The 17302-nt window shown below is 71.7% G+C and carries 16 protein-coding genes and 1 tRNA gene; 9 read left to right on the top strand and 8 right to left on the bottom strand.

All coding sequences use genetic code 11. From position 1 onward, the window contains the following. Positions 1-234 (bottom strand): mycoredoxin, encoded by a 234-nt coding sequence (locus tag LTT61_RS12370; RefSeq protein WP_233020974.1) that lies wholly within the window; start codon positions 232-234, stop codon positions 1-3. A 92-nt stretch (positions 235-326) separates the two neighbouring features. On the opposite strand from LTT61_RS12370, the gene LTT61_RS12365 reads away from it, so the two are divergent. The 3 genes from LTT61_RS12365 to LTT61_RS12355 all read left to right on the top strand — a co-directional run bounded on the left by LTT61_RS12365 (position 327) and on the right by LTT61_RS12355 (position 3431). Further along, entirely contained in the window at positions 327-2504 is a 2178-nt protein-coding gene (locus LTT61_RS12365; protein WP_233020081.1) for an ATP-dependent DNA helicase UvrD2, read from the top strand. Between the two features lie 134 nt (positions 2505-2638). Further along, positions 2639-2974, top strand: coding sequence for a hypothetical protein (locus tag LTT61_RS12360; RefSeq protein WP_233020080.1), 336 nt, complete (start codon positions 2639-2641; stop codon positions 2972-2974). Positions 2975-3110: 136 nt separating this feature from the next. Beyond that, a complete protein-coding gene (locus LTT61_RS12355; protein WP_378650884.1) occupies positions 3111-3431 on the top strand; it encodes a WhiB family transcriptional regulator in 321 nt (106 codons plus the stop codon). A gap of 72 nt (positions 3432-3503) precedes the next feature. Here LTT61_RS12355 and LTT61_RS12350 read toward each other — a convergent pair whose 3' ends face one another. The 3 genes from LTT61_RS12350 to LTT61_RS12340 all read right to left on the bottom strand — a co-directional run bounded on the left by LTT61_RS12350 (position 3504) and on the right by LTT61_RS12340 (position 7371). Continuing rightward, complete coding sequence (locus LTT61_RS12350) at positions 3504-4859, bottom strand: ABC1 kinase family protein (protein WP_233020079.1); 1356 nt, start codon at positions 4857-4859, stop codon at positions 3504-3506. Between the two features lie 71 nt (positions 4860-4930). Then, positions 4931-5791 carry a hypothetical protein gene (locus LTT61_RS12345; protein WP_233020078.1) on the bottom strand — a complete coding sequence of 287 codons (861 nt, stop codon included), beginning with the start codon at positions 5789-5791 and terminating at the stop codon, positions 4931-4933. 89 nt (positions 5792-5880) lie between these two features. Next, a complete protein-coding gene (locus LTT61_RS12340) occupies positions 5881-7371 on the bottom strand; it encodes a zinc-dependent metalloprotease (protein WP_233020077.1) in 1491 nt (496 codons plus the stop codon). A 105-nt stretch (positions 7372-7476) separates the two neighbouring features. Here LTT61_RS12340 and LTT61_RS12335 point away from each other — a divergent pair, with 105 nt between their 5' ends. Next, entirely contained in the window at positions 7477-8502 is a 1026-nt protein-coding gene (locus tag LTT61_RS12335) for a PDZ domain-containing protein (RefSeq protein ID WP_233020076.1), read from the top strand. An 85-nt stretch (positions 8503-8587) separates the two neighbouring features. Here the strand turns inward: LTT61_RS12335 and LTT61_RS12330 are convergent, their stop codons facing one another. Next, the gene (locus tag LTT61_RS12330) at positions 8588-9184 is read right to left on the bottom strand and encodes a PPA1309 family protein (protein WP_233020075.1); all 597 of its coding nucleotides are present in this window, start codon (positions 9182-9184) and stop codon (positions 8588-8590) included. 113 nt (positions 9185-9297) lie between these two features. Between LTT61_RS12330 and LTT61_RS12325 the strand changes: the two genes are divergently transcribed. Then, the gene (locus LTT61_RS12325) at positions 9298-12270 is read left to right on the top strand and encodes a UPF0182 family protein (RefSeq protein WP_233020074.1); all 2973 of its coding nucleotides are present in this window, start codon (positions 9298-9300) and stop codon (positions 12268-12270) included. Positions 12271-12333: 63 nt separating this feature from the next. On the opposite strand, the gene LTT61_RS12320 is transcribed toward LTT61_RS12325, so the two are convergent. After that, positions 12334-12885, bottom strand: a complete 552-nt coding sequence (locus tag LTT61_RS12320; RefSeq protein WP_233020073.1) for a transglycosylase family protein — start codon at positions 12883-12885, stop codon at positions 12334-12336. Positions 12886-13313: 428 nt separating this feature from the next. Between LTT61_RS12320 and LTT61_RS12315 the strand changes: the two genes are divergently transcribed. Next, positions 13314-13387, top strand: a tRNA-Met gene (locus tag LTT61_RS12315). Between the two features lie 52 nt (positions 13388-13439). Here LTT61_RS12315 and LTT61_RS12310 read toward each other — a convergent pair. Beyond that, positions 13440-13607, bottom strand: a complete 168-nt coding sequence (locus tag LTT61_RS12310) for a hypothetical protein (protein WP_233020072.1) — start codon at positions 13605-13607, stop codon at positions 13440-13442. A gap of 116 nt (positions 13608-13723) precedes the next feature. Between LTT61_RS12310 and LTT61_RS12305 the strand changes: the two genes are divergently transcribed. Both LTT61_RS12305 and LTT61_RS12300 read left to right on the top strand, forming a co-directional pair. Then, complete coding sequence (locus LTT61_RS12305) at positions 13724-14299, top strand: hypothetical protein (protein ID WP_332909242.1); 576 nt, start codon at positions 13724-13726, stop codon at positions 14297-14299. Between the two features lie 61 nt (positions 14300-14360). Continuing rightward, positions 14361-15437, top strand: coding sequence for an alkene reductase (locus LTT61_RS12300; protein WP_233020071.1), 1077 nt, complete (start codon positions 14361-14363; stop codon positions 15435-15437). A gap of 353 nt (positions 15438-15790) precedes the next feature. On the opposite strand, the gene LTT61_RS12295 is transcribed toward LTT61_RS12300, so the two are convergent. Continuing rightward, positions 15791-16189, bottom strand: a complete 399-nt coding sequence (locus LTT61_RS12295; RefSeq protein ID WP_233020070.1) for a hypothetical protein — start codon at positions 16187-16189, stop codon at positions 15791-15793. 121 nt (positions 16190-16310) lie between these two features. Here LTT61_RS12295 and LTT61_RS12290 point away from each other — a divergent pair, with 121 nt between their 5' ends. Then, entirely contained in the window at positions 16311-17297 is a 987-nt protein-coding gene (locus LTT61_RS12290) for an AurF N-oxygenase family protein (protein WP_233020069.1), read from the top strand. Positions 17298-17302 lie beyond the last annotated feature (5 nt).

The following is a 17302-nucleotide window of genomic DNA, read 5'->3' as shown; positions in this document are numbered from 1 at the left end:
TCACGAGGAGATGCCCGCCAGGATGCGCTTGACGTCGACCAGCGTCGGGTTGGTGGCGGTGGAGCCGTCGGCGAACTTCACCGTCGGCACCACGTGGTTGCCGTTGTTGACGGAGCCGACGAACTCGGCGGAGGCGGGATCCTGCTCGATGTCGACCTCGGCGTAGGTGATGCCGTTCTCGTCCAGCTGCTTCTTCAGCCTGCGGCAGTAGCCGCACCAGGTGGTCGAGTACATGGTCAGCTGCGGGGTTGCGTCACTCACGACCGGAACAACGCCGCCGCGGCCGAACCTGTTCCCGCCGGGACCTGTCGGCGCGCACTGCCATGATGGGAGCCGTGCCCCCCTTCGACCTCGCCGCGCTCGACCCCGAGCAGGCCGCCGCCGTGCGCGCGCCGCGCGGGCCGCTGTGCGTGCTCGCGGGCGCGGGCACCGGCAAGACCCGCACCATCACGTACCGGATCGCACACCTGGTCTCGGCCGGGCACGTCAAGGCCGACCAGGTGCTCGCTGTCACCTTCACCGCGCGGGCGGCGGGGGAGCTGCGCGGGCGGCTGCGCGGCCTCGGGCTCGGCGGCGACGCGGGCCGGGTGCAGGCCCGCACCTTCCACGCCGCCGCGCTGCGGCAGCTGCGCTACTTCTGGCCGCAGATCGTCGGCGACGTGCCGTGGCGGCTCATCGACAACAAGTTCCCGCTGGTCGCGAAGGCCGCGCACGCCGAGGGGCTGCCCTCGGACGTGGAGAGCGTGCGCGACCTGCTGAGCGAGATCGAGTGGGCGAAGGCCTCGCTGATCGCGCCGGAGGACTACCCGGCCGCGGTCGCCGAGCGCCGCCGCGACACCCCCCGCGAGGCGCTGCGGGTGGCCAGGGTCTACGACGCCTACGAGACCGCCAAGTCCTCCGCCGACGGCATGCTGCTCGATTTCGACGACCTGCTGCTGCACACCGCGGCCGCGCTGGAGGACTACCCGTCGGTGGCCCACGAGTTCCGCGAGCGCTACCGCAGCTTCGTGGTGGACGAGTACCAGGACGTCACCCCGCTGCAGCAGCGGGTGCTCGACGCCTGGCTCGGCGAGCGCGACGACCTCACCGTCGTCGGCGACGCCAACCAGACCATCTACTCCTTCACCGGCGCCAGCCCGCGCTACCTGCTCGACTTCTCCCGGCGCTTCCCGGAGGCCACCGTGGTCCGGCTGGAGCGCGACTACCGCTCGACCCCGCAGGTGGTGTCGCTGGCGAACCGGGTGATCGGCGCCGCCCGCGGCCGGATCGCGGGCACCAGGCTGCAGCTCATCGGCCAGCGCGCGGACGGCCCGGAGCCGGTCTTCGCCGAGTACGACGACGCCCCGGCCGAGGCCGCCGCGGTGGCGAAGGAGATCGAGCGGCTGATCGCGGCGGGTACCCCGGCGGCCGAGATCGCGGTGCTCTTCCGGATCAACGCCCAGTCCGCGGCGTACGAGGAGGCGCTCGGCGCGCTCGGCATCGCCTACCAGGTGCGCGGCGGCGAGGCGTTCTTCGCCAGGGCCGAGATCAAGCAGGGCGTCTCGGCGCTGCGCCGGGCCTTCGGGCGCGACGACCTGCCTGCGGAATCCCGCAGCGGAGCCGGACTGGCCACCCTGACCAGGGCCGAGCTGGCCGGTATCGGGCTCACCGCCGAGGAGCCGGCGGGGGCGACCATGCGGGAGCGCTGGTCCGGGCTCTCCGCGCTGGCCGGGCTGGTCGACGAGCTGGTCACGCACGATCCCGAGCTGGACGCGGCCGGGTTGCTCCGCGAGCTGGCCGCCCGCTCCGAGGCCAGGCACCCGCCCACCGTGCAGGGCGTCACGCTGGCCTCGCTGCACGCCGCCAAGGGGCTGGAGTGGGACGCCGTCTTCCTCGTCGGGCTGACCGACGGCACGCTGCCGATCGGGCACGTGCTCGGCGACGACGGCGCGGTCTCCGACCAGCACCAGCTGGAGGAGGAGCGCAGGCTGCTCTACGTCGGCGTCACCCGCGCCCGCGAGCACCTGCGGCTGTCGTGGGCGCTGGCCCGCAACACCGGCGGCAGGCGCAATCGCCGCCGCTCCCGCTTTCTCAACGGCCTGGTCCCCGACGAATCGCCCGCCTCGCGGATCGCCGCGGCGGCGGCGCCGGCGCGCTCCACCGAGCGCCCGCTCTGCCGGGTCTGCGCCAAGCCGCTGATCGGCACCTACGCCACCATGCTCGGCCGCTGCAGGCGCTGCCCGGCCGAGCTCGACCAGGCGCTCCTCGGCGCGCTGCGGGACTGGCGCGGGGAGAAGGCCGAGGCCATGCGGGTGCGCGAGTTCACCGTCTTCACCGATCTCACGCTCACCGCCATCGCCGAGCAGCTGCCCGCCGACGACGCCGCGCTGGCGAGCATCGCCGGCGTCGGCGCCGGCAAGCTCGAGCAGTACGGCGCCGACGTGCTCGCGATCGTGCGCTCGCGGCGCCGCCATACCACTCCCGCCGAGCCGGCGAACGCCCCTGAAACTGCAGGTAGAAAATAGGTTGTGGCGTTATGGGGCGCACCTTTAAGGTGAGAAGCGCGCAACGGGAGGTCTCTCCCGCGCGCACCTGGCCGGGCTCGTACCCGGTGAACACCGAACACGACATCCGACGAGTACAGGAGGGAGGCAGACCAGTGGACAACATCACGATCTTCGGCAGCACCGGGACCGGCACCGCACCGCGCGGTGGCGAAGCCGTGCGCGTCGACGGCGCGATGGGCAAAGCCATGTCGGCCTCCCGGGGGATCCTCGCCGTGCAGGGGATCGGTCTGTCCGGTATCGGCGGCGGCAATGCGCAGGTCTGCGATTCGCACGGCACGCGACTGCCCGTCTACGCCATCTCGCAGGACAAGCCCAGTGCAGGCTGGCAGCCCGCATTCGCCGAGGAGCTCGGCAATGCGGCAGCACGCCTCCGCAATGCACACCCAGCGTCCGTGATCAGGATTCGACAGAGATGTCGACCTAGGTAGGGAATTCTCCCCGACCTCCTGGCCACGGATCGCACAGCGCGAAATCGTGGCCAGTATTCTCCGGCTCTTTCAGCCGCAGTGGCACCGGTTTCGCACCGAACACCCGAACCGCTGCAACGAGCTGAAGGAGAACGACGTGTTCACCGCCCAGGAATGGCCACAGGCCGCTACTGACGTGACATGCCTGACCGTGGCCCAGTCCCCGCGCGCCTGCGCGGTGGCCGCCCTGCCCTGCCGAGCGGGCGACCCCGACCTGTGGTTCGCCGAGAGCCCGGTCCAGCTGGAAGAGGCCAAGGCACTGTGCGCCAGCTGCCCGATCCGCAAGCGCTGCCTGAGCGCCGCCATCGACCGCCGCGAGCCGTGGGGGGTCTGGGGTGGCGAGATCTTCGATCAGGGGGTCGTGATCGCCCGCAAGCGGCCGCGTGGCCGGCCGCGTAAGGTCGCGATCCCGGCATGAGGCCCGGCTTCCCGACTGTCCGCCGACGAACCGCTCACCGTTTTCCGGTGGGCGGTTCGTTGGTTGACGGGGTCAGCGCAGCGACGATTCCTCGGTGAAGCCCGGCAGCCACTCCCGGGCCAGCTGCATGAAGGGCAGCTCGGCGTCGAGCTGGGCCAGGATCCCGATCGAGCCGCCGAGAACCCGGAAGATCATCACGTACTCCGCCGGGAGTTGCAGCGCCCGTGCGGTTTTCATCTCCGAGCTGGAGATGTCGGTCGCCTTGCCCGCCACCCGCTGCATCCACCGCCGGGTGAAGTGGAACGAGTCGGTCTTGATCGGGTCGGTGAACGGGCGCAGGTAGTCGGCGATCTCCCGGTCGGTCACCGTGCGGCCGGGAATCACCCAGCCGTTGTCGTGCATGAGCGCGGTCAGCTCCTCGTACCGCTCCGACACCGAGAGCGCCAGCATCCGGCCGAGCTCCGGCGGGAAGCCGTTCGGCAGCGGGGCGCAGGCGCCGAAGTCGATCACCGCGAGCCTGCCGTCCGGCAGCATCATGAAGTTGCCCGGGTGCGGATCGGCGTGCAGCAGCCCGGCCCGCCTCGGCGAGGAGAAGTGGAAGGCGCCGAGCAGCGCCGCCACCCGGTTGCGCAGCTCCACCGTGCCGTCCGGATCCTCGGCGCCCGTGCGGATGATGCCGGAGAGCGGGGTGCCGGTGACCCACTCGGTCACGATCACCTTCGGCGAACCCGCGACAACTTTCGGGATCACGTAGTCCGGGTGGTCCGCGAACGCCTTCGCGAAGGCGCGCTGGTGCCCGGCCTCGTTCCGGTAGTCCAGCTCCTCCTCGGTGCGCTCGGTGATCTCGGCGAGCAGGGGTTTGACGTCCGCGCCGGGGATGACCGAGGCGAACAGCCCCGACATCCGGGAGAGCGTCTTGAGGTCGGCGCGCAGCGCCTCGTCGGCGCCGGGATACTGCACCTTCACCGCGACCTGGCGGCCGTCCGACCAGACCGCGCGGTGCACCTGCCCGATGCTCGCCGACGCCGTCGGCTCGTCGTCGAACTCGCTGAACCGCTCCCGCCAGCGGGTGCCGAGCTGCTGGTCGAGCACCCGGTGCACGGTGGCGGTCGGCATCGGCGGTGCCGCGGCCTGCAGCTTGGTCAGCGCCTCGCGGTAGTGCTCGCCGAACTCCTCGGGGACCGCCGCCTCCATGACGCTCAGCGCCTGGCCGAACTTCATGGCGCCGCCCTTGAGCTCGCCGAGGACCGAGAACAGCTGCTCGGCCGCCTTCTGGTTCAGGTCGGCGCTGATCTCGGTGCGATCCCCGCCCGCCAGCCGCCTGCCGAACCCCATGGCGGCGCGGCCGGCGATCCCGAGTGGAATCTTGGCTAACTTCGCGTTGCGGGATGAGCTGCGGCGCGCAATGTCGGACACAGTTCCCATCATGGCCGAAACCTCCCCTGCAGTGCCATGAAAATCAGTGGTCTGTGCGCCACACCCCCGATCCGGCCTCGAGCTCATGCGGCCGGACCTGCCGCGACGAGCCGGCAGCCGCAGTCCGGGTGCGCCGGCCACCGCCTGCTGTGTACCGCGTGCGAATCGGGATCCGGCTCCAGCGTCGCGTCGAGCGTCTCCGGCTCGCGGCGCGCGGAACATGCGAAGATCGCCTCCAGCTCGGTCAGCGCGAGCGCGCTGGTCCGCACGACCATGGCGGGCGAGGCCGCGCCGACCCGGTCCAGTAGCTGCGCGGCCAGGTGCGGCCACTCGGCGTCGCCGCTGCTGCGGGTCAGGTCGGCGCAGCGCAGGCAGCTGGTCGCGCCGGGCAGCACCAGCGGCCCGACGACCCCGCGGCCGTCCCGGATCCGGACCGGCAGGTGCGCGATCCTGGCCAGCACCAGCTCGGCGCCGAGCCGCGGGTCGACGACCAGGGTGTCGGTGAGGATCACCAGGTCCTCGCGCCAGCCCCGCACCTCACCGCGGCGGTAGCCGCCGGGCGAGCGGGCCGGCTCGACGCCTTCGGCGCGCAACCAGTCCAGCACCCGGTCGGTGAGCGGGCCGCGGCCGTGCACCCGCACGCTGCGGACCAGGGCGGGGCCGTCGGCGGGGAGGAGTAGCAGCCCGGCGTGCTGCACCGCGTCGAGCAGGGCGTCCGCCTGCTCCGGCCGGAGCCCGAGCTCGCCTGCCCGCCAGAGCACCTGCGGCCGGGTCTGCAGTCCGTCCAGCGTGCGCAGGAAGCGCTCGACGACGGCGGGGTCGAGGCCGGGCGGGCGCAGCACGACGGCGCGTTCGGGATCCCAGCCGAGCTGGATCGACCCGGAGGGGCGTACCAGGATGGCGACCCCCGGCTGTAGCAGGGGTCCTCGCGGTCGTGGCGTCATGGGTCGCAGTATTGCCACTCCGCGGTCCGGCCGGGTGCCGGCGAGCGCGAGTTATCCACAGGATCTCCCCTGTTCACAGGGGCATTCGCTCAGGACTTGCCGGACTCGTCGTCGCGGTCCGGCTCACCCTGGGATTCCGCCTGCTCCCTGCGCTCGCGCTCCTCGGTAGCGGCGAGCTGCGCGAGCGGGTCGTCGAAGCTGGAGGCGGTGCCGCCGAGCACGCCGTCGATGAAGCCGGCCGGATCGTCCAGATCGTCCGAGCCGGGCAGCAGATCCGGGTGCGCCCAGACCCCGTCGCGGGCGTCGACCCCGGCGTCGTCGGTGAGCCGCTGCCAGAGCACCGCGGCCTCGCGCAGCTTGCGCGGCCGCAGCTCCAGCCCGACCAGGGTGGCGAAGGTCTGCTCGGCCGGGCCGCCGGTGGCGCGCCTGCGCCGCAGCGTCTCGGCCAGCGCGCCCGCGCCGGGCAGCCGGTCGCCGAGCGCCTCGGCGACCACAACCTGGACCCAGCCCTCGATCAGGGCGAGCAGCGTCTCCAGCCGCTCCAGCGCCTGCTTCTGCTCCGGCGTCGTCTGCGGCTCGAAGGCGCCCGCGGCGAGGATCTCCTCCAGCTTGGACGGGTCGGCCAGCGCCATCGGGTCGAGGTTCTGCGCGGCCTGCTCCAGCGCGGAGAAATCCATCCTGATGCCGCGCGCATAGCTCTCCACCGCGCCGAGCACCTGCTGGCGCAGCCAGGGGACGTGCGCGAAGAGCCGCTGGTGCGCGGCCTCGCGGGCGGCGAGGAAGACCAGGATCTCGCTCTCCGGCTGCTCGAGCCCGGCACTGAACTCGGCGACGGCGGCCGGCAGCAGCGCGGCGGTGCCGTCCGAGCCGAGCGGCAGCCCGATGTCGGTGGCGGTCAGCACCTCCTTGGCCAGCTGGCCGAGCGCCTGCCCGAGCTGCGAGCCGAAGGCCATGCCGCCCATCTGCGTCATCATGCCGAGCAGCGGCCCGGCGAACTGCTTGGCCTCCTCCGGTAGCTGGCTGCTCCACATGCCGCCGAGCTGCTCGGCGACCGGATCGCAGAGCCGCTGCCAGGTCGGCAGGGTCTGCTCGATCCACTCGGTCGCGGTCCAGGCCACGGTGCGGGTCGCGCCCGCGGGCAGCGTTGTCGCGCCGTCGAGCCAGAGCTCGGCCAGGTGCGCGGCGTCCGCGACGGCCTTCTTCTGCTGCTCGGAGACCGGGTTGCCGGCGGTGCCGAGCTGCTGGCGGGCCAGCCGCTTGGCGACGTCGTAGTTCACCGGGCCGGAGCCGCTGCCCGGCTGCGTGCCCGCGCCGCTGAACATCTGGCCGAGCTGGGTGAACATCTGCCCGAGCTGCGCCGGATCGAAGCCGGGGACCGCGCCGGGCGCGCCTGCCCCGGCCGGGCCCGCGCCGCCGAAGAGGAAGCCGAACGGGTTGCCCGCGCCGCCGCCGAAGGGGTTGCCCGCGGCGCCGAACGGGGCGCCGCCCGCCGGATCGCCGCTCTTGCCGGCACCGGGCTCGTCGCCGCGCTTTTCCTCGTCGTCGTCGCGGTTCGAGAAGCCGAACGGGGTGTCACTCATGCCCCAACGGTACGCGGAACCTCCCCCACCTCTGTGTTCGCGCAGCGCGAAATCGCGGCGGGCCGGTGCCGAGCGGCGTGCCCGCCGCTCATTACTGTGGGCCGGGTGAATCGCCGCATCCTCACTCTGCTGGCCGCGCTCGTCCCCGTCCTCGTGCTCGGGCTCGCCGGCAGTGTCTGCACGGTGCCGTTCGTCGCGCTCGGGCCCGGCCCCACCTTCAACACCCTCGGCGAGGTGGACGGCAAGCAGGTGGTGGATGTGCAGGGCGCCGAGGTGGATCCGACCTCGGGCAACCTGAACATGACCACGGTGTCGGTGCGCGACCGGCTCAATATCTTCGAGGCGTTCGGCTTCTGGGTCAGCGGCGAGCACGGCCTGGTCCCGCGCGCCGAGGTCTACCCGCCCGGCGTGCCGCGCGAGGAGATCGACCGCTCCAACCAGCAGGAATTCGAGAACTCCGAGGCCTCGGCCGAGGTGGCGGCGCTGCACTTCCTGAACCTGCCGACCGTGGTGCTGATCGGCGAGGTCGGCGAGGACGGCCCGGCCAACGGGGTGCTGCGGCCCGGTGACGAGATCGTCAGCATCGACGGCACGCCGATCACCGCGCCCAAGGGCGTGGTGGACGCGGTCTCCGCACGCAAGCCGGGCGACGTGCTGAGCCTGGTCGTGCGGCGGGAGGCCGCCGAGCAGACGCTTTCGGTCACGCTCGGCTCGCGCCCGGACGACGCCGCCAAGGGGTACCTCGGGATCACCCCGACCGAGGGCGCGCGCCCGCCGCTGCAGGTGACCTTCAACCTCGCTGACATCGGCGGCCCGTCCGCCGGGCTGATGTTCAGCCTCGCGCTGATCGACAAGCTCTCGCCCGGCGAGCTGGACAACGGCCGCTTCGTCGCGGGCACCGGCACCATCGACCAGGCGGGCGCGGTCGGCCCCATCGGCGGCATCCAGTACAAGATGATGGCCGCCGCGGACGAGGGCGCCGAGACCTTCCTTGTCCCCGCCGCCAACTGCGCGGAGGCCAGGCAGCGCACCCCCGAGGGGCTGCGGCTGGTCAAGGTGGAGACGCTGAACGGCGCCGTCCAGTCGCTCGCCGACATCGCCGCGGGCCGCGAGACCCCGAACTGCGGCTGAGCCCCTGGCCGGGCCGCGGCGGGTGCCGCGCGTCCGGCCCGCGAGCCGACCGGGCCGCGAGGTCCCGCCGCGCCGCTGACCGGCGTCAGTCGAGCGTGTGCCTGAGCGCCTCGATCACGTTCGGCGCGAGGCCGGGGTAGGTGCGCAGGTCGAGGTCGCCGAAGTCGTCGCTCTCCGCGTCCTCGTCCGGGCGCACCTGGAGCAGGCAGAGCGACGTCCCGCCGCGCAGCACCGCGGCGAACAGCCTGGCCTCCCGCCGCCCCGGGTGCTCGGCGGCGGCGGTGCGCGCCGCCTCGTCCGCGGCCTCCGGGTCGGCGAGCAGCGGCGCCAGCGCCTCGTCCAGCGCGGTCTCGGCATCGGGCGGAAGGATCACGATCTCCTGCACCAGCAGGCAGCCGCTCACGCTCGGCGGCCAGGTGGTGGTCGCCAGGAACTCGTCGAGCGCCCACGACCCGCCGGTGATGTCCTCCGGGAACGGCTCCTGCGCGATCGGGGTGTACTCGGCGCCCTGATCCAGCTGATCGACGAGCCCGGGTTCGGCGACGACCAGGTCGCCGGTCGGTACCAGCGCGAAGATCTGCGGCGGTCGGTCCCAGCCCTCGGCGTCCACGAATTCGGCGACCTCCCGGACGGAGCGGGCGAGGGCGAGTTCGGCGTGCAGGTCAGCGGTCACGTCGCACATCCTGTCAAATTCGCCCCTGGCACCGGCATGGTGTCCGATTTCCGTAGAGTGGGCTCGGGCGGTCCGGCAACGGCCCGCGCACAACATTCACCCGGACCCTGGAGCGTGGCATCGTGGGCATGCGGCCCCCCACCGGCTTACCATCACTGTCCCGACGCAGCCGCGTGCTGCTGGTGGCGGCCGTCGTGCTCGCGGCTCTGCTGCTGCTCGGCCCCCGGCTGGTCGACACCTATACCAACTGGCTGTGGTTCGGGGAGGTGGGGTACCGGGGGGTCTTCCTGACCGTGCTGCGCAGCCGGCTGCTGCTGTTCGCCGCGGTGGCCATCGTCGTCGGGCTCGTGGTCTGGCTGGCGCTGCTGCTCGCCTACCGCTCGCGGCCGGTCTTCGTCCCGGTCGCCGGGCCGAACGATCCGATCGCGCGGTACCGCACCACGGTGATGAGCAGGCTGCGGCTCTTCGGCATCGGCATCCCGGTGCTGCTCGGGCTGCTCTCCGGGCTGGTGGCGCAGTCGAACTGGGTGACGCTGCAGCTCTTCCTGAACGGCGGCGCGTTCGGCACCGAGGACCCGCAGTTCCACATCGACGTCGGCTTCTACGTCTTCGACCTGCCGTTCTACCGGATGGTGCTGAACTGGCTCTTCGTCGCCGTGGTGATCGCGTTCTTCGCGAACCTGGTGACGCACTACATCTTCGGCGGGCTGCGGCTGAGCGGCCGCGAGGGCACGCTCACCACCGCCGCCAGGGTGCAGCTCGCGCTGCTGGCCGGGATCTTCGTGCTGCTCAAGGCGGTGGCGTACTGGTTCGACCGGTACGAGCTGCTCTCCAGCGCCAGGAAGGAGCCCACCTTCTTCGGCGGCTCGTTCACCGACATCAACGCGGTGCTCCCGGCCAAGCTCATCCTGCTCGCCATCGCGGTGATCTGCGCGATCGCCTTCTTCGCCGGCATCGTGCTGCGCGACCTGCGGGTGCCCGCCATGGCCGCGGCGCTGCTCGTGCTCTCCTCGATCCTGGTCGGCTCGGTGTACCCGCTGCTGGTCGAGCAGTTCTCGGTGCGCCCGAACGCGGCGGACAAGGAGAGCGAGTACATCGAGCGGAACATCGCCGCCACCCGCACGGCGTACGGCATCACCGACGACAAGATCGACTACCAGGACTACAAGGGCGACGGCACCAAGAACCCGGTGGACGTGCCCGCCGATGTCGAGACCATCCAGAAGATCCGGCTGCTCGACCCGAACATCCTCTCCCGCACCTTCACCCAGCAGAAGCAGCTGAAGAACTTCTACGGCTTCCGCGACCCGCTCGACATCGACCGCTACACCATCGACGGCGAGGTGCAGGACTACATCGTCGGCGCGCGCGAGCTCACCCCGAGCAGCCTGACCGGCAACCAGACGGACTGGATCAACCGGCACACCGTCTACACGCACGGCGACGGCTTCGTCGCGGCCCCGGCGAACCGGGTGAACCGCCCGCCCGCCCAGGACGCGGCCGCCGCGGGCAGCACCGACACCGGCTACCCCGAGTACACCGTGACCAGCGACCTGGCCACGCCGAAGGAGAACCAGCTGATCGAGGTCGACCAGCCGCGCATCTACTTCGGCGAGCTCATCTCGCAGACCGACGCCGACTACGCCATCGTCGGCCAGGTGGACGGGCAGGGCCCGCGCGAGTACGACAGCGACATCGCGCAGTTCACCTACGAGGGCGCGGGCGGCGTCCCGATCGGGAACTGGTTCGACCGGCTCGCCTTCGCCGCCAAGTACGCCGAGCGCAACATCCTGCTCTCCAGCGCGATCGGCCCGGACTCCAAGATCATCTTCAACCGCAACCCGCGCGAGCGGGTCGAGAAGGTGGCGCCCTGGCTGACCGCCGACGGCGACGTCTACCCGACGGTGGTCGACGGCCGGATCAAGTGGATCGTCGACGCCTACACCACGCTGGACGCCTACCCCTACTCGCAGCGCACCTCGCTCGAGGGCGCGGTCGAGGACAGCATCGACCAGAAGACCGGCCGGATGCTGCCGCGCGAGGAGGTCAGCTACATCCGCAACTCGGTGAAGGCGACCGTCGACGCCTACGACGGCACCGTCACGCTCTACGAGGTGGACGCGAACGACCCCGTGCTGCAGGCGTGGCGCGGCGTCTTCCCCGGCGTGGTCAAGCCGGAGAGCGAGATCAGCCCCGAGCTGCGCGCGCACTTCCGCTACCCGGCCGACCTGTTCAAGGTGCAGCGCGAGATGCTCGCCAAGTACCACGTGAACGATCCGCGCGAGTTCTTCACCAACAACGCCTTCTGGTCGGTGCCCGCCGACCCGACGGTGGAGGGAAGCACCGGCGCGCTCCCGCCCTACTACATGCTGATGGGCGACCCGGAGACGGGGAAGCCGGTGTTCAACCTGACCAGCGCGATGGTCGGCTACAACCGGCAGTTCCTCTCGGCCTACATCTCGGTGCACTCGGACCCGCAGGATTACGGCAAGTTCACCATCCTGCGGTTGCCGACCGACTCGCAGACCCAGGGCCCGCAGCAGACGCAGAACTCGATGACGACGTTCCCGCCGGTGTCGAGCGACCGCACGCTGCTGGCGTCGAACAACATCAAGTACGGCAATCTGCTCACCCTGCCGATCGCTCAGGGCGGCATCCTCTACGTCGAGCCGCTCTACACCGAGCCGCGCAACGCGCCGCCGTCGGCGACCTTCCCGCAGCTGGCCAAGGTGCTGGTCAGCTACAAGGAGCCGGGGTCGAACAGCCCCAAGGTCGGCTACGCCCCCACGCTGGAGGAGGCGCTGAACCAGATCCTGCCCGGTGCGGGCGGGGTGGCCACCAAGCCGGGCACGGTGCCGCCGGGCACCGGTAGTGGTTCCACGCCGCCGGCGCAGGGCAGCACGCCACCGCCCGCGAGCAACGGCACCGCGCCGCCGCCCGCGTCGACGGCGGCCCGCGATGCCGCCGCCGCCGACCTGAACCGCAGGATCGAGGCGGCGCGCACGGCCATGCGCACCGGCAACTTCGAGCAGTTCGGCCAGGCGCTGGACGACCTGGAGGCCGCGGTCAAGGCGTACCAGGACGCCAACCGGTAGCCCGGTAGTACGACAGCGGGGCCCCGTCACCAGGTGACGGGGCCCCGCTGTCGTACGCCGAAATTACCGTCCGATGGAGTCGATCAGGCCGGCGTTCTGCTCGAGCAGGGCCTGGAAGGGGCCCTCCAGGCCGTACTGCTTTGCCAGGTCGCCACCGGCGGTCTTGGCCTGGTCGACCAGCGCCGCGGGGCTGCCGGGGGCGGGCGCGGGGGCGGCGGGCTCCGGCGCGGGGGCCTGCTCCGGCTCGGCGGCGGGCTCGACATCGTTCGAGCTGCCCTGGGTCAGGTACCGGCCGCAGCTCGGCCAGGCGCCGACGCCCTGGGTGGCGAGCACGTTCTCGGCGACCCGGATTTGCTCGGACTTGCTGGCGGTGTGCGCGGAGCCCGCGCCACCGTGCGCGTTCCAGGTGCTCTGCGAGAACTGCAGGCCACCGTAGTAGCCGTTGCCGGTGTTGATGCTCCAGTTGCCGCCGCTCTCGCACTGGGCGACGCCGTCCCAGTTGTGCGTGGCGGCCGAGGCGGTTCCGGCCGAGAGACCGAACGGGACGGCAACGAGGGCGCCGGTGACGGCGGCGAAGCCGAGGGCGCGGGTGCTGAACTTCCGGTTTCGAGACATGTGGGATTCCCTCCCCGCGCCCACCGCCGCGCCCATCGCACGTATCCCTGCCCCCGGGTTGTCGGGGTGACACGGCCGCGGGGCAGGGTTGCCGGCGTTCGACGATCCGTGTTCTGGCCCGGCGCATATGCCCCGAGCCGGATCCGACGGTAACGGTAAATCTCGGGAAGATCACGCCTCGGTAACGATGGATGCGGAGAGGTTTCATCCGCAAGCATCCGGCGAATGCGCAGATGAATTCGGCGATTCCCGTATTCGAATACCGGCCGTGATTGCACCGTTATGTGCCAGAGATCACCTCGAAATAGTGACGTGGCTCACGTTTGTGGGCGGCCTCGAGTGGGCGACGCGCGTCCAGGGCGCATCCGCGCAGGTAGCGGGGCGATTTGCGTTCGCGGCGCACCCGTGTGTAATGTTGTATTCACCGACGCGGGGTGGAGCAGCTCGGTAGCTCGCTGGGCTCATAACCCAGAGGTCGCAGGTTCAAATCCTGTCCCCGCTACTAGTGGGATCGGCCCCCGGAGAATTTCTCCGGGGGCCGTTTTCGTCTCCGGCTACTGCTCGGTATCGCCGTCCGCGTCGTCGCGCCGCGGCGCCGTCAGCCGCACGACGCCGGAATCCAGGTCCAGCTCGACGGCGGGCCGATGGGACTGGCCGTCGCCGGACTGCCCGGACTCGTCCTGCAGCTTGCCGCCGGGGAACATCTCGCCTATGACACCCATCCCTCGACGATAACCGCGTCGGCCGAACGGCTGTCGCCCGAACAGTAGATATCGGACACCCGGCGGCGGTGGAAGTCTGATCCGGGAGAGGACGAACCGGAACCGCGGAGGGAACAGTGTTGGGTAGGAACGGGATTCGACGGGTCGCCGTGGTCGGCGCGCTGGCGGCGCTGGTCACGGCCGGTGGTGCCGCCGGGGTGTCGGCGCAGCCGTCGGGGAGTGCGGGAATCGACACCGGAAGCGCGGGCGGGGTGATCGATACCGGGAGCGGGATCCTGAACAGCGGGAGCGGCGTCCTGGACAGCGGCAGCGCGGTGCTGGACGGGCTGGGGCTGGGGCTCGGGCTGCCGGACACCGGGTCGGGGGGTGGTGGTGGGGGCGTGCAGACCCAGCAGTGCAACCAGTCGACGCAGTCCGGCACCGACGGGGTCACCACCACGCGGCACGAGCTCGGCCGGAGCGGCCCCACCTCGTTCGTGCTCGGCTACGACACCGAGAGCGTCCCCGACCTGATCGACGTCTTCTACGAGGGCGCCCTGGTGCACACCACCGGCTGGATCGGCGACAGCATCAACGAGGGCAACGGCTCGGCGCGGATCACGCTGCCCGCCGGCGCCGCGTCCTCGGTGACCGTCCGGGTCACCGGCGGCGACAGCACGCACTGGCAGTACGTGGTCAACTGCCCGCAGTGACCCTTCTCGCAACCGCCCGGCCCCCGGAATCCCTCCGGCGGCCGGGCGGTTGCGTCCAGGCATGGACTTGTTCACCCCTGTCACCCTCGGCGACCTGCAACTCGCCAACCGCCTGGTCATGGCGCCGCTCACCCGCGGCCGCTCCGGGCCGGACGGCATCCCCGGCGAGCTGGTCGCCGAGTACTACGTGCAGCGGGCGGGCGCCGGGCTGATCATCACAGAGGGCACCTACAGCTCGCGCGACGCGCAGGCCTTCGTCGGGCAGCCTGGCATCGTCACCGACGCCCAGGTGGCGGGCTGGCGCCGGGTCGCGGAGGGGGTGCACGCGCGCGGTGGGCGGATCGTGCTGCAGGTCATGCACGCGGGCCGGGTGTCGCACCCGGAGATCAACGGCGGCGGGCCGATCACCGCGCCGAGCGCGATCGCCATCGACGGCGTCGCCCGCACGCCGTCCGGCAAGCACCCCTACCCGGTGCCGGCCGAGCTGACCGTGGCGCAGGCGCACGCCGTCCGGGACGACTTCGTCGCGGCCGCGCGCCGGGCCGTCGAGGCCGGGCTGGACGGCATCGAGGTGCACGGCGCCAACGGCTACCTGCTGCACGAGTTCCTCAGCCCGGCCGCGAACCGGCGCGCCGACGGCTACGGCGGCGCGCCGGAGAACCGGGCGCGCTTCGTCGCCGAGGTGGTCGAGGCGGTGGCCGCGGAGATCGGCGCCGGGCGGGTCGGGCTGCGCATCTCGCCGGAGCACAATATCCAGGACGCCTTCGAGGCCGACCGCGCCGACGTCCGCGCCACCTACGGCGCGCTGCTCGACCGGGTGCGCCCGCTCGGCCTCGCCTACCTCTCGGTGCTGCACGCCGAGCCCGCGGGCGAGCTGGTGCGCGAGCTGCGCGAGCGGTTCGCCGGGCCGATCATCGGCAACAGCGGCTTCGCCGCGCCGACCAGCCGGGAGGAGGCGCTCGCCCTGATCGAGGACTCGCACGCCGACGCCGTCGCGGTGGGCCGTGCGCTCATCGCCAACCCCGACCTCGCGGAGCGCTGGCGCGGCGCGCACACGGAGAACCCGCTGCGCCCCGAGTTCTTCTATACCGACGGCGCCGAGGGGTACACCGACTACCCGTTCCTCGCCGGAGTCTGACACCCGCCCTTGCTACGCTCCCTCGCCGGAGCCGGAAACCGTTCCGGCTCCGGCGTTTCGCGTGCGAGGAGACCCCGTGTCGGGCAGCTTCCTGCTGACCACCCGTATCCCGATGCCAAGGGAGAGCTTCGAGCGCCGGCTCGACACCCCGATCCCGGCGCCCGCGGCGATCGCCGACCCGGACGCCATGTTCGACGGCTGGTTCTGGGACGGCAAGCGCGCCGCCGACGCCTGGCGGGCCGCCACGCCCGGGGGCACCGCACGCGAGTTCTTCGCGGAGTGTGTGGCGGGCGCGGCCGACGGCTCGCCGGTGTCCTGCGTGCTCACCCACGAGGATGGCGCGGGGGCGCGTCTCAGCCGAGGTCGCGCGGGCGCAGCGCGTAGGCGGGGACCAGCTGGTCGCGCACGTGCAGCGGCGGGCGGCCGTCGGCGTAGCGGACGGTGTAGGAGACCCGGCCGAGCCAGAAGCCGTCCACCGTCGGCACCCAGTGCGTGAGCGTGCCCGCGCACTCGCCGTTCATCTCCACCCCGGCGCCGTTCACGTGCTTCGGGGTGCCGGGGTCGCGGATCAGGATGGCGTCCAACCGCACCCAGACCGGGCGCGGCGGATAGGTCGCTGTGCGGTAGTAGTGCCCGGTCGCGCTGGGGAAGCGCAGCTCGGGGACGGTGCCCTCGGTGCGCGGTATCGGCCGCGCGCGCGGGGTGGTTCGGTCGGGTCCGGCCGCTGGTAGCTCGTCGTCCGTCGAACTCATGTTCGAATCCTAGCCCATTCAGCAAACCGGTCGGTATCTTCATGGAGCTGTTTACTGATACCGTGAGTTTCGCTAAATTGGAGGGTGCGGCGGATCACACCGCCTACGTGAGGAGACACCGATGACGCTGTCCACTTCAGGCTCGACCGATGCCTACCGCGACATGGTGCGCACCCTCTCCGAGGGCTCCGTGCACCGGAAGTTCGACCCCTACCTGGACATCGCCTGGGACTCCCCGGAGTTCGCCATCGACCCGGACGACCCGCGCTGGATCCTCATCCCGGAGCTGGACCCGCTCGGCGCCACCGCCTGGTACCGGAGCCTGCCGCGGGAGCGGCAGATCGAGATCGGCAAGTGGCGGATGGTGAACGCCATCAAGGTCGGCGCCGCCTTCGAGAGCGTCCTGATCCGCGGCATGATGCAGTACGCGATGAAGCTGCCGAACGGCGCTCCGGAATTCCGCTACTGCATGCACGAGATGACCGAGGAGTGCAACCACATCCAGATGTTCCAGGAGCTGGTGAACCGCGTCGGGGTGGATGTGCCCGGCATGCGGCCGCTCTTCCGGAAGCTGGCTCCGCTGATCGGTGTCGCGGGCGGGTACGCGCACGTGGTGCTCTTCATCGGCATTCTCGGCGGCGAGGAGCCGATCGACCACTACCAGAAGGCGCTGATCCGGCGCGGGGCCGAGCTGCCGCCCGCCGTGCTGCGCACGATGGAGATCCACATCGCCGAGGAGGCGCGGCACATCTCCTTCGCGAACGAGTTCCTCAAGGCCAAGGTGCCGAAGCTGGGGCCGGTCACGACCACCGTCTGCGGGCTCGCCTTCCCGCTCGCCATGCGGTGGCTGGCCGGCGAGATCATGGTGCCGCCGCGCTCCTTCGCCCGCGAGTTCGACATCCCGGACGCGGTGTTCCGCGAGGCGTTCTGGCGGTCGCCGCAGGCCAAGGGGATTCTCGCCGGGTATTTCACCGACGTCCGCGCGCTCGCCGACGACCTCGGGCTGATGACCCCGGTCACCAGGCGGCTCTGGCGCGCGCTCGGGATCGACGGGCCGCGGGCCAGGTACCGCTCGGAGCCCGCGCGGTCCAGGCACGCCGTCGCCTGAGCCCG

It is taken from the genome of Nocardia asteroides (genome assembly GCF_021183625.1).
GTDB classification, from domain to species: domain Bacteria; phylum Actinomycetota; class Actinomycetes; order Mycobacteriales; family Mycobacteriaceae; genus Nocardia; species Nocardia asteroides_A.
The sequence above is the reverse complement of the archived record's forward strand: the minus strand, read 5'-3'. Positions and strand labels throughout refer to the sequence as shown.

Bases quoted from the DNA above. Each gene is read 5' to 3' on its own strand.
- LTT61_RS12365 (WP_233020081.1), top strand. From the start codon at position 327: ATGGGAGCCGTGCCCCCCTTCGACCTCGCCGCGCTCGACCCCGAGCAG.
- LTT61_RS12295 (WP_233020070.1), bottom strand. From the start codon at position 16,189: ATGAGTTCGACGGACGACGAGCTACCAGCGGCCGGACCCGACCGAACC.
- LTT61_RS12370 (WP_233020974.1), bottom strand. From the start codon at position 234: ATGTACTCGACCACCTGGTGCGGCTACTGCCGCAGGCTGAAGAAGCAG.
- LTT61_RS12310 (WP_233020072.1), bottom strand. From the start codon at position 13,607: ATGGGTGTCATAGGCGAGATGTTCCCCGGCGGCAAGCTGCAGGACGAG.
- LTT61_RS12290 (WP_233020069.1), top strand. From the start codon at position 16,311: ATGACGCTGTCCACTTCAGGCTCGACCGATGCCTACCGCGACATGGTG.
- LTT61_RS12340 (WP_233020077.1), bottom strand. From the start codon at position 7,371: ATGAGTGACACCCCGTTCGGCTTCTCGAACCGCGACGACGACGAGGAA.
- LTT61_RS12320 (WP_233020073.1), bottom strand. From the start codon at position 12,885: ATGTCTCGAAACCGGAAGTTCAGCACCCGCGCCCTCGGCTTCGCCGCC.
- LTT61_RS12300 (WP_233020071.1), top strand. From the start codon at position 14,361: ATGGACTTGTTCACCCCTGTCACCCTCGGCGACCTGCAACTCGCCAAC.
- LTT61_RS12345 (WP_233020078.1), bottom strand. From the start codon at position 5,791: ATGACGCCACGACCGCGAGGACCCCTGCTACAGCCGGGGGTCGCCATC.
- LTT61_RS12330 (WP_233020075.1), bottom strand. From the start codon at position 9,184: ATGTGCGACGTGACCGCTGACCTGCACGCCGAACTCGCCCTCGCCCGC.
- LTT61_RS12350 (WP_233020079.1), bottom strand. From the start codon at position 4,859: ATGATGGGAACTGTGTCCGACATTGCGCGCCGCAGCTCATCCCGCAAC.